10 protein-coding genes are annotated in these 11809 nt (G+C 37.7%); 9 read left to right on the forward strand and 1 reads right to left on the reverse strand.

Features of this window, described 5'->3' with window-relative positions; all coding sequences use genetic code 11:
• Positions 1-19: 19 nt before the first annotated feature.
• Positions 20-2719, reverse strand: a complete 2700-nt coding sequence (locus E0E02_RS04800) for a cellobiose phosphorylase (protein ID WP_133017990.1) — start codon at positions 2717-2719, stop codon at positions 20-22.
• Between the two features lie 380 nt (positions 2720-3099).
• Between E0E02_RS04800 and E0E02_RS04805 the strand changes: the two genes are divergently transcribed.
• From E0E02_RS04805 to E0E02_RS04845, 9 genes are all read left to right on the forward strand, one after another.
• Positions 3100-4467 carry an ABC transporter substrate-binding protein gene (locus tag E0E02_RS04805; protein ID WP_133017991.1) on the forward strand — a complete coding sequence of 456 codons (1368 nt, stop codon included), beginning with the start codon at positions 3100-3102 and terminating at the stop codon, positions 4465-4467.
• A 159-nt stretch (positions 4468-4626) separates the two neighbouring features.
• Complete coding sequence (locus E0E02_RS04810; RefSeq protein ID WP_074564520.1) at positions 4627-5571, forward strand: sugar ABC transporter permease; 945 nt, start codon at positions 4627-4629, stop codon at positions 5569-5571.
• Complete coding sequence (locus E0E02_RS04815; protein ID WP_074863030.1) at positions 5571-6416, forward strand: carbohydrate ABC transporter permease; 846 nt, start codon at positions 5571-5573, stop codon at positions 6414-6416. Before E0E02_RS04810 ends, E0E02_RS04815 begins: the two co-directional genes overlap by 1 nt.
• A 24-nt stretch (positions 6417-6440) precedes the next feature.
• Positions 6441-7886 carry a glycoside hydrolase family 16 protein gene (locus tag E0E02_RS04820; protein WP_133017992.1) on the forward strand — a complete coding sequence of 482 codons (1446 nt, stop codon included), beginning with the start codon at positions 6441-6443 and terminating at the stop codon, positions 7884-7886.
• Between the two features lie 27 nt (positions 7887-7913).
• A complete protein-coding gene (locus tag E0E02_RS04825; RefSeq protein WP_133017993.1) occupies positions 7914-8555 on the forward strand; it encodes a glycoside hydrolase family 16 protein in 642 nt (213 codons plus the stop codon).
• Positions 8556-8708: 153 nt separating this feature from the next.
• Complete coding sequence (locus E0E02_RS04830) at positions 8709-9503, forward strand: helix-turn-helix domain-containing protein (protein ID WP_133017994.1); 795 nt, start codon at positions 8709-8711, stop codon at positions 9501-9503.
• A gap of 326 nt (positions 9504-9829) precedes the next feature.
• Complete coding sequence (locus E0E02_RS04835; protein WP_074560951.1) at positions 9830-10519, forward strand: response regulator transcription factor; 690 nt, start codon at positions 9830-9832, stop codon at positions 10517-10519.
• Positions 10513-11673: a HAMP domain-containing sensor histidine kinase gene (locus E0E02_RS04840; protein WP_165937138.1), complete on the forward strand. Its 1161-nt coding sequence runs from the start codon at positions 10513-10515 to the stop codon at positions 11671-11673. The genes E0E02_RS04835 and E0E02_RS04840 overlap by 7 nt, the downstream gene beginning before the upstream one ends.
• Positions 11674-11682: 9 nt before the next feature.
• Positions 11683-11805 carry a teichoic acid D-Ala incorporation-associated protein DltX gene (locus tag E0E02_RS04845; RefSeq protein ID WP_020917506.1) on the forward strand — a complete coding sequence of 41 codons (123 nt, stop codon included), beginning with the start codon at positions 11683-11685 and terminating at the stop codon, positions 11803-11805.
• Positions 11806-11809 lie beyond the last annotated feature (4 nt).

The following is an 11809-nucleotide window of genomic DNA, read 5'->3' on the forward strand; positions in this document are numbered from 1 at the left end:
AGTGAATCCTTTCTTTTTCTTAATCTAGTGTAATGACAATTTCATGAACCTCGTCGTTTAGGTTAGCAAGGTCAGCTTTTGTGATAAAGGCAAATGCATCATCCGTAATATCGATTTCTTGGTTATCACAAGTAGCTTTTTTGATAATGTATTTTCCAAAATCTTTTTGATTTGGATTATCGTAGTGAATTTGGAAGGTTTTATCAGCAAATTGAGTTGTGATACTTGCACGTCCATTTTCGTCAAATTGTTCTGCAAGAAGTTTTGGATAAAGGACAAGGTCACCAGCTTTACCATGAACACCAAAGGCTTCAGTAACCATTGTCAACATGTACCAGCTTGCTGCGCCAGTTAGGTAGTGATAAACTCCTCGACCATCTGCACGGAAGTATTCAGGAATACCTGGATAGATACGGCTAGTTTCAAAGTTTAGAGCTGTGTCAGACAGTGTCTTAAGAGCTTTCCAACCTTCTTTGGCAAAACCACGACGGTAAAGTGCATTAGCATACATAACAGTCATGTGAGAGAAGACGGCACCGTTTTCTTTTTCACCGTAAGCAAAACCAAACATACGTCCAAGGTCTGTTTTGATTTCTTTGAAATCTGTATTGAGGCGGTAGCCACCGATTTCTGGGCGGTAGAGATAGTGGTCAGCGCTAGCAGTGATTTTACGGATTTGTTCATCTGTAGCGACATAGTTCATGATAGGGAAGACTTGTCCAGTCAACATCATGTGCATACGGTCATTGTAGAATCCGTCCGTTGGTTTGCTGCTGTTGTCATAGTAGCTATTGTAGCAACCTTCTTGGTCGTTAAAGTCAAGCCATTCTTGTTGTTGAAGGTGTTGACGTAACCAAGCCGCTTTTTGAATAAGGTTGAGAGCAAGCTCAGACAATGAAATTCTGATTTTACGTCCTTTGACATTGTGAAGACATTGGTTAGTGTAAGCATCAAGAATTTGGTGTTTGCGTTCGATATTATCGTAGATGTCAGAATCTTTTTTGAGCAAGAGCCCGATTTCTTCAAGAATTTCGACAGATTCTGTATTTGTTTCGCTTTCTAGGAGACGAATAAGGCTTGCTAATTCCATCAAGTTACCAGAGTAAGCAGCGGTAAAGGCAACACTTTCACCATTTTCATCTGCCATATCAAGGGCGTCATTCCAGTCAGCACCGCGAAGACGGTAGATATTGTGCTCACCAACTTCATAGAATCCAGTCAAATGTTGGATTAACAAGTGTTCTAGGATGCTACCAGTGTAGATTGCATCAGTAGAAGTACGCTGTTCATTGCCGTAGGCATCGTTCCAGTCTTGGTCGATTTCAGTACCACGTTTGACGTGTGGGTCTTTAAAGTAAGAAACTTCTTTAGTTAAGATATCGATATCACCAGTTTGGTCAATATAAAGTTTTGTTGTCATCAAAGGCCAAAGCGCGTGGTCCATCCAAACACGAGTGATACCGTTACGGTCAGCAAGGAAGTTACCATCACCTTCACCAATGATTGTAGCGTTGGTACCATCAAGACGAACCCCTTTGTAGTTGTTGACAATCATATCACCAACTGTTTTTGGTTCCATTAAAAGTAGTGACAAGCAGTCTTGCCAAAGGTCACGCCAACCGCGTCCGCCACGTCCATAGTCATGGTGTGGAAGGAATGAGCAACCAAAGAGACGACGTAGGAATGGTTGGAAACAAACCCATTTCATATAACCATCGAAGTCGCTGTCGCCAGTTTTGAAATCAACCCCAACTTTTTCTTGCCAGTAATCTTTTGTTTCTTGCAATGTTTTTTCGACAGTTGCAAGATTTTTATATTTTTGAGCCACTTCTTGGATGTGCTCTTGGTTTTCGTTGATTCCCATTAATAGGATGAAAGTTTTACGTTGACCAGCAGCTAAGGTGAATGGTTCAAATTTGAAAGCACCCATGGCTTCGCGTCCATCGATGCGACTCTCGCTTGCTACGCCGTTAGTTTCTTTATAAACGGCAGCTGGATGAGTAAATGTTCCACCTTCACCGATAAACATTTCTACGGTTGGATAGAATGTTTCAGGTGTTTTTTCCTTGTCATCAAAGCCAAGCACGTAATAAATTTGGTGGTTGAGTTGGTGACCGCGTTCATCAAATGACATGGTTGGGCAAACCAAGACACCTTCATCAGTTGTTTTAATACGGTGAAGCATAGATGTTACATTTCGGTGGTCACGGATATTATCAGCACTGCGACCAAAAATTGGAACAGCTCCATAAGCTGTTAAAGTTTGGTCAGTATCAGATAGGTTTTCAAGTGTTACGAGCATGACTTCAACATTTTCATCTCGTGGAACAAATGATGTAATTGTAGATTTTAAAGGTAGGTCAGCTGATTGACGTTCAATAGTGTGCCACATAAAACCAGCTTCTACAGTATTTTTTTCTTCTTTATCTGAGAAACGAAGAGCTTCTTGTTTAGCAGAAGCGCCTGTTGCAGAATAAACATTTCCTTTGTTGTCACGAACCCAGAAATTTCGAGTTGAACGATTGTTGTGGAGGTTATCCACACTAACAGGTTCTAATAGGAAAGTTTCTTGATTGATTTTTGAATCGCCACCCAAGTTAGGAGTGACTGCACTTTTTAGTCCAACTTCTGATGCAAGTGGAAAGTACAAAGAACTGATATTTTCTGCTTGGGAAAGTTTGAAATCTCCCTTGTTATTAGTAAATGTTAATGGCTTCATAGTTATCTCCTTTATCTTCTGCCCCATATTTTAGTCGAAATTGGCTTTTGAGAAAATAAAAAAGAAGAGAAAAATATCATAATTATGATATTAACTCAAGAAGTGTCATTTTTTTTACATATGGCGCTTTATTAGGGAAGTAGGTGATATAAAGTTAGAAAATCACCTCTAATGCTTGGTATTATAGGAAAAACGCCACTTTTATTGAAAGGGTTTACCTATTAAAAAGATTAGAAAAACATAATTTTTTGTAAAAAAAATTTTCAAACAAGGTCATAAAACTGATATTTTTTAAAATATTATAATATAACACTTCTCGGAATCGCGTTATAATGCAGTTACAAAAAACATGAGGGGAAACCTCAAAAAGGAGAAGGATTATGAACAAAAAAGTAAGCGCTTTTATAGCGATTGCTCTTGCAGCAGGGACAATGGTTGGTTGCTCTTCTAAATCAAGCACATCAGCTTCAGGTGCAGAAGGCAAAGTTATCAACATCTACTCTTGGAATGATGAATTCCGTCAACGTGTGGAAGCTGTTTATCCAGAAGTTAAATCAACTTCTAAAGATGGAACAGTTACTAAACTAAAAGACGGTAGTGAAATCCACTGGATTATCAATCCAAACCAAGATGGTGTTTACCAACAAAAATTGGATGAAGCGCTTGAAAAACAAGACTCAGCTTCTGCTGATGACAAGGTTGATATCTTCTTGTCAGAAACTGACTACGTTACAAAATACACTTCTAAGAAAGCAAACGTTGCAATGCCTTTGAAAGACTTAGGAATCAATCCTAAGAAAGATTTGGCTGACCAATATGATTTCACTAAAGAAACAGCTTCTGATGAAGATGGTGTTCAACGCGGTTCAACTTGGCAAACATGTCCAGGTGTTCTAATCTATCGTCGTGATATTGCAAAAGATGTCTTTGGTACTGATGACCCAACAGCAGTTGGTGAAAAAGTTAAAGACTGGGATACTATGAAAGCAACATCACAAGAACTTCTTAATAAAGGTTACTACACATTTGCATCATATGCTGATACATTCCGTTTGTACGGTAACAGCATTTCTAAACCTTGGGTTGAAAAAGGTTCAACAACTGTACGTGTAGACCCTCAAATCATGAACTGGGTTAAAGATTCTAAAGAATGGCTTGATGCTGGTTACTTCAATAAAACAGTTAAAGGTCAATGGACAGATGACTGGAACAAAGCTATGGGTTCACAATCTAAAGTCTTTGCATTCTTGTTCCCAGCTTGGGGTATTGACTTTACTTTGAAATCTAACTGGGATGGTGCTGATGGAGAATGGGCAGTTACTAATCCACCACAAGAATACAACTGGGGTGGTTCATACATCCACGGTGCCGAAGGTACTGATAACCCTAAACATGTTAAAGAAATCATCAAAGCTTTGACAGCTGATAAAGATAACCTTTTGAAGATTTCTAAAGATTACCAAGACTTCACAAATACTAAATCTGGTATGGAAGCAGCAGCTAAAGATGATAGCTTCAAATCAGACTTCCTTGGTGGTGAAAATGCTTATTCATACTACGCACCAGTTGCAGAAAACATTAAGATTGCACCATTGTCATCATATGACCAAGGTTGTGTTGAATTGATTCAAAATGCCTTTAATGATTACCTACAAGGTAAAGTAAGCTACAACAAAGCTAAATCAAACTTTGAAACAGCCATTAAAGAACGTTATCCAGAAATTACAGATGTTAAATGGCCAGACTAAAAGTAGCTTAATCGTCCTAGACTTAAGTACTATTTGAAAAATTGAGGCGTTTAATTGGGATTTTAGAATTTTGGTAGACCTTGCGGGGGCGAGTTAGAAAATCGATTCCAGATGGAAGGTATTCTGACTTGCTCCTCGTATTTTGGAGGAGTGATAAAGATGAAAAAAAGACGTAAGCGTATAGATTATGGGAAATGGGGATATATTTTCATCCTTCCCTTCTTCCTAATTTTCTTCATTTTCTCTTTTATACCTTTGGTGGACACCATTCGGTATAGTTTCTTTGAATATTATCGTTCAGGGATGACAGAGATTGGGCCTAATTTTGTTGGGCTAAAAAACTACGTAAGCTTACTGCATTCAGATATGTTGAAATATGCGGCAAATACCATGATTATGTGGTTGATTGGTTTTATTCCACAGATTGTTATTGCCTTGCTACTTGCCAACTGGTTTGTTGATGCAAGACTTAAAATTCGTGGTCGACAATTCTTTAAAGTTGTCATTTACTTGCCAAACTTGATTATGGCGTCAGCCTTTGCCATGTTATTCTTCACACTCTTTTCAACAAATGGTCCTATCAATTCTATCTTGGAATCACTTGGTTGGATTAAAGAACCGATTGATTTCATGGGTTCTGCTCTTGGAACACGTTCATTGGTTGGTGTGATGAACTTCTTGATGTGGTTTGGTAATACCACAATCATGTTGATGGCAGCTATCATGGGAATTAGCCCAGATATTTTTGAAGCAGCTGAAATCGATGGTTGTAACAGTCGTCAACGTTTCTTCTATATCACTTTACCAATGATTCGACCTATTTTAGCTTATACTTTGATTACGTCAATTATTGGTGGTTTGCAAATGTTCGATGTTCCACAAATTTTGACAAATGGTCAAGGTTCTCCAGACCGTACATCAACAACCTTGATTATGTTCTTGAACAATCACTTGAAGAGCAAGAACTATGGTATGGCCGGTGCACTATCAGTTTACCTCTTTGTGGTTAGTGCGATTCTTTGTTGGTTCGTTTATCGTATGACTAACAACGAACTTAAAACAACCAAACACCAATTGAAACACAAAGGTAGAAAGGCGAAATAATGTCAACAAAAGCAAAAAATAGATTACGTGTTATTGTGGCGCATTTTGTGTTAATTACCTTATCATTCATGTGCCTATTCTTCTTTTATATCTTGATTATTAATGCGACACACTCACATGCTGAGTTGCAAAAAGGTTTCTCAGCACTACCTGGTGGTTCTTTATTTGATAACCTGAGCAAGGTAGCTAATGATGGTAGCTTCCCGATGTTTCATGGGATTTTGAACAGCTTGATTATTTCAGGTTTGACAGCTGCTATCTGTACTTATTTCTCAGCTTTGACAGCTTATGGTCTGTATGTTTATGACTTTAAGTTGAAAAAAGTTGCCTTTACGTTCATTTTGGCGATTTTGGTTATGCCAACACAAGTCACTTCAATGGGGTTCTTGCGTTTAATCACTAATATGGGAATGTACGATAGCTGGCTTCCTTTGATTATCCCATCAGTTGCTTCACCGGCGGTATTTTATTTCATGTATAGTTACTTGGAATCATCATTACCACTTTCATTGGTAGAAGCGGCTCGTATTGATGGGTCAAATGAATTTAGAACGTTTAATACAATCGTGCTTCCAATTATGAAACCTGCTATCGCGGTTCAAGCAATCTTTACTTTCGTTGGTTCTTGGAATAACTACTTCATTCCAGCCTTGGTTATCCAAACGAAGAGCAAGATGACTGTGCCAATTTTGATTGCAACATTGCGTGGTGCAGACTACATGAACTTTGATATGGGTAAAATCTACACAATGATTTTGGTGGCTATTGTGCCAATTATTATCGTTTATCTTTTCCTTTCAAAATACATTATTGCCGGTGTGACACTCGGTGGTGTTAAGGAATAGACTTTAAGAGAAAAAGGAGATTTCATGACTAAGAAAGATGTAGTAAAGTACATTTGCTACGCAACTACTTTATGTAGTTTACAAGTTGGAGCTGGTTTAGTATCAGCAGATGAAGTGGGCAATGTTTCAACACTTGATAATGTTCCTGCCCTTACGAATACACAAACCACAAATACTAATGACCTTACTAGTGAAACAGTAAATACCTCTACAACTGATGACAATACTACTCAGTCAGTGCTTGACTCATCAACTCAAGAAGTGACAAATCAGGTAGAAACTTCTGATACTAGTGTGCAAAATCAGGAAAACTTAAGCTTGACGTCTACAAATGACCAAGTTAATCTCACAACAACTACCGAAGATACTAGTCAAACAGGAACTCAAGCTGCACACACAGGCGATTATCATGAAGATTTTAATGCTTATGATGATATGACAATGGAGCGTTCTGACTGGTTCAATGGGAATCCATTTGATTGTCGTTGGGTACCAAAAAATACCGTTGTTAACGATGGCACATTGACCTTGACCATTGATCAAAATACAACGGATGAGTACCGTTATAATGGAGCTGAGTGGCGTACACGCGAGTTCTTTGGTTATGGTATGTATTCTGTTCGTATGCAGCCAATTAGCAATCCAGGTGTTGTGTCATCATTCTTCACTTATACTGGACCAAGCGATAACAATCCTTGGGATGAAATCGATATTGAATTTCTCGGAAAAGATACAACAAAAGTCCAATTCAACTATTACACTAATGGTGTTGGTGGGCATGAATTCCTTTATGATTTAGGTTTTGATGCGTCTGAAGCTTATCATGAATATGGCTTTGATTGGCAAGCAGACCATATTACTTGGTATGTTGACGGTGTTGCAGTCTACACAGCAACTGAAAATCTCCCAGTGACACCAGGAAAAATTATGATGAATGCTTGGCCAGGAATTGGTGTTGACGATTGGTTGGCACCATATGACGGTCAAACACCGCTTATCGCTTGTTATGATTGGATTTCATATAGTGACCAAGTTGCACAAAATCAAGATAATACGAGATCTAGATCTAAATCAAATACGGCATCTAAGTCTAGAGCAACAGGTGATGTTACAGGGAATACTTCAACTACTACCAAAGGAACTGAAAGTATAACACCAACTAAAAACTCAACTGCCTCTAAGAGTGAAAAACAAACTTTGGTTTTGGACAATCACTCAAAAGGCTCTACCAAAGAAAAACAAGCAGCTAGCCCTGTGATTAAGACTGTCGCTTATTCATCAGTAGCGTCAGCTCAAACAGCGGCTGCAAAAACTGTAACTCAATCAGTAGCAAAAGCAAATCTTGAAGGAAATGCGTTTACAGCTCTACCAAAGACTAACCAAGGTCCAAGTAAATTATTGACGATTTTAGGAGTCTTTGTAGCACTTTTTGGTTTCTTAGCGATGCCTTTTAAAAAGGGAAAACTATAATATCAAGAAAGCGTGAATGGTAAGAACATGAAGATAAACGAACAAGCACATTTTAAGACAAGCTTTGACAGCTATGATGCCTCATACATGGAATTACGCACAGGCGCAAATGGTGATATGTTTGATTGTATCTGGCAGCCTGACAATGTGAATTTTGATGGTGACGGTTTAATCTTAAAAATCGATCGTGATGCTGATGGCTACACTGGCGGTGAGTGGCGCACGAGAGAGTATTTCCATTATGGCCTTTATCAAGTTCGCATGAAAGCTATTAAAAATACTGGTGTTGTAACATCATTTTTCACCTACACTGGACCAACAGACGGAACAAAATGGGATGAAATTGACATTGAGTTTCTTGGTAAAGATACGACAAAAGTTCAATTCAACTATTTTACAGATGGTGTTGGCAATCATGAATACCTTTATGACCTAGGGTTTGATGCGTCAGAAGAATGGCATACTTACGGTTTTGAATGGCGAAAAGACCACATCACTTGGTATGTGGATGGTAAAGCGGTTCATACAGTGACTGAAAATCTACCAAGCACGCCAGGTAAAATCATGATGAATGTTTGGCCAGGAATTGGTGTTGATGATTGGCTTGATCCATATGATGGCAAAACACCTTTGTATGGATATTATGACTGGATTAGCTATGATAAATAATCTTCTTTATATCTAAGAGTTACGTTTAATAAAGTCTCCGATGGAGACTTTATTTTGTCTCACTTCCATTTTTCCACTTTATTTTTATCAAATCTGCAAGAATATGGTAAAATGAAAAGAAAATGGTAATCGTTTACAAAAAGGGGATTGGAAATGAATTATAAGGATGAATGGAGACTTTTAGCGATTAGTGATAATTTGGATGATGTGGAACATCGTCCCTTGACTGAAGAATTTTTGTTCTATCAAGCGGTAGCTACGGGAGATGTTGAAGCGGTCCGCAAAAATTGTGAACAAGAACGTTTTGTCTCAGAAGATGGTGTGGGAACTTTGTCACGTAATCCCATTACCAATTTGAAATATCACTTTGTCATTACGACAGCTATGATTACACGCATGTGTGGTCAAAATGGTATGGAATTAGAACAAGCTTTTAGACTGAGTGACTTTTATATTCAAAAATTAGATGACCTTCACACGGCACAAGAAGTTCAAAATTTGCACGACGAGATGGTTATTGATTACACAGGACGCATGCGACGTGAAATTCAAAAAGATGTCATTTCAAAACACGTTTCAGATTGTAAGGATTATATCTATTGCCACGTGAAAGAACGCATTACGGTTGAACAGTTAGCCAGCGAATTTGGCATTTCGGCAAGCTATTTATCACGCTTATTCAAAAAAGAAGTTGGCGTGTCCGTAAGCACTTATGTTAAAAATAAAAAAATAGAAGTTGCAAAAGACTTATTGAAATTCAGTGATTATTCAATGATTGAAATTGCGAATCATTTATCATTTTCATCACAAAGTCACTTTATTCAACAGTTTAAAGAAGTTGTTGGCATTACGCCGAAAAAATATCGTGACACGCATCACAACGTTAAGTGGAATGAAAAGATTTGGTCAGAAGGTGACAAGGCTAATAGTTCTTCTGAAGCTATGTAATACACACAAACATAGTATGTGATTGAAAATGTAGAGTCTGAGGCATTTGCCCCAGGCTCTTATTTTTTGTCAAACTTACAGCTCTGTAAGGACATTTTTTTAGATTGGGTATAAACTAGAATTAAAGAAATTGCCACATTTTTGCCATAAATTTTCATCAGTTTACACGGACTTTCTGGGAGAGGCTTACTTATAATGGTTTGGTATAAGTCCATGTGAGGCTGATATATTTTTAAACAGGCAATCTTAAAAATTAAGAAAATTTCAAGGTTAATTCAATTTTGGCGTTTTATACTAGATTTTGAGTAAAAAGGGAGGAGAGCCAGTTGAGAATTTTAGTGGTCGAGGATGAGAAAGGAATCGCGGAAGCTATTCAAGCCATTCTTGAAAATCACCGTTATGAAGTGGATTTAGTTTTTGATGGTGAGTCTGCACTGGATTATATATTAACGGGACTTTATGATTTGGTTCTTTTGGATATTATGTTGCCAAAACTTGATGGTGTCAGTGTTTTGAAGCGCGTGCGCCAAATGGGAATGGAAGTTCCTATCATTTTTTTGACAGCCAAATCTCAGTTAGAAGACCGTGTTTTGGGACTTGATTTGGGTGCTGATGATTACATGACTAAGCCTTTTGAGGCAGAAGAATTATTGGCACGGATTCGTTTGCGGACACGTCAATCGTCTATTACGCAAGTGAATCATCTCAAGTTTGGCAATTTGATTTTGAATCTGGACACGAGAGAATTAAGCGTGGCAGAGCGTGAAGTTAAGTTGTCTAATAAAGAGTTTCTTTTGATGGAAACTTTCTTGCGAAATTCCAAGAAGATTATCCCCAAAAATCAATTAATTTTGAAGGTCTGGGGACCTTTAGATGAATCCGATTATAATCAACTGGAAGTCTTTATCTCCTTTTTACGTAAGAAACTTCGTTTCTTGGCAGCCAGTGCTGTTATTAAAACAACCAAAGGCGTTGGTTACTCACTAGAAGATGGAGAGAAAGAAGGCTCATCATGAAGAATCTTCGGCTAAAATTTGTCTTGATTACGATGTCCATGTTAACCGCCATGGTTTTGGTGTTATTGGTCATTAGTGAACGTTATGACAAATATTGGGATGAGTATGATACTTATCGGATTGTTAAATTGGTGGCTGCTAATGGTTACGTCAAAGAAAATACTGACGAAGCGATTGCTTTTGTTACCATTGATGAAAATGACAAACCAGATATTCAAGTTAACAACACTTTTTTAACCAATAAAGAGGTTAAAGAAGTTAGTAAAGATTTATTAAACAGAGGGAAAAAGAGCTGGAAATGGCATGATTACATCTATTCTTTGAAGGAAAAGAAAGATGGAACTTGGCAACTTGTCTTTATTGATTTTTCAAGCTATTCAGCTTCCTATGCTCAAGTTTTTCTGGTTACTGTTTATGTTATTTTTGGTCTTCTTTTGCTTACGGGAGTTAGTATCTACCTATCACGTTTTATCGTTCAACCAGCACAAGCTGCGATTGATCGCGAAAAACAATTTGTTTCTGATGCTAGTCATGAGTTGAAGACACCGATTGCTTCTATTCGTGCCAATGCTCAAGTACTGCAAAATCAAATTGCTCCTAACCGTTATTTGAATCACATTCTTTCAGAAACCAAACGCATGGAACATTTGATTCAAGAGTTGCTTGGTTTGTCTAAGCTTGATGACAAAGATGGTAGAGAACATTTTGAAAAAGTTAATTTATCAAGTATCTGCCAAGAAATGATTCTAAGTTACGAAAGTCTAGCCTATGAAGAGGGCAAATTAATCGAAGATCAAATCGCTGAAAATATTGAAATTCTTGGTCAAGAATCTCAGTTGAAGCAGTTGGTTACCATTCTTTTGGATAATGCTATTAAGCATTCCTTGGACAATGGAAAGATTACCGTAGAGTTGCTACAAGAAAAGAAAACAGCACTTTTACGAGTGTCAAATCCTAGTCTGGTTTATCCAGATGAGGTTTTGAAAAATCTTTTTGAACGTTTCTATCAAGCAGAAGATTCCCGCAATAGCAGCTCAAGTTTTGGTTTAGGTTTGGCGATTGCCAAAGCTATTGTAGAAAAACATAAAGGCAGTATCACTGTCAGTCAAGCCGATAGCCAGTTAACATTTGAAGTACAACTACCACTTAAATAAGGAGTTTAAATGAAAGATACCACTCGATTTGTATTAAAAACCTTGTTTTATTTTGTGATTTTTATGGTTTTAATTTATTTTTTCAGTTATCTTGGTCGTGGTCAAGGTAATTTCATCTACAATGAGTTTTAGAAAG

This window comes from Streptococcus sp. KCJ4932 (assembly GCF_004352745.1).
Lineage (GTDB): Bacteria > Bacillota > Bacilli > Lactobacillales > Streptococcaceae > Streptococcus > Streptococcus ruminicola.

What these genes read in the sequence shown, in the direction of transcription:
- E0E02_RS04800 (WP_133017990.1), bottom strand. Translation starts at nt 2,719, where the DNA reads ATGAAGCCATTAACATTTACTAATAACAAGGGAGATTTCAAACTTTCC.
- E0E02_RS04830 (WP_133017994.1), top strand. Translation starts at nt 8,709, where the DNA reads ATGAATTATAAGGATGAATGGAGACTTTTAGCGATTAGTGATAATTTG.
- E0E02_RS04810 (WP_074564520.1), top strand. Translation starts at nt 4,627, where the DNA reads ATGAAAAAAAGACGTAAGCGTATAGATTATGGGAAATGGGGATATATT.
- E0E02_RS04815 (WP_074863030.1), top strand. Translation starts at nt 5,571, where the DNA reads ATGTCAACAAAAGCAAAAAATAGATTACGTGTTATTGTGGCGCATTTT.
- E0E02_RS04825 (WP_133017993.1), top strand. Translation starts at nt 7,914, where the DNA reads ATGAAGATAAACGAACAAGCACATTTTAAGACAAGCTTTGACAGCTAT.
- E0E02_RS04820 (WP_133017992.1), top strand. Translation starts at nt 6,441, where the DNA reads ATGACTAAGAAAGATGTAGTAAAGTACATTTGCTACGCAACTACTTTA.
- E0E02_RS04845 (WP_020917506.1), top strand. Translation starts at nt 11,683, where the DNA reads ATGAAAGATACCACTCGATTTGTATTAAAAACCTTGTTTTATTTTGTG.
- E0E02_RS04805 (WP_133017991.1), top strand. Translation starts at nt 3,100, where the DNA reads ATGAACAAAAAAGTAAGCGCTTTTATAGCGATTGCTCTTGCAGCAGGG.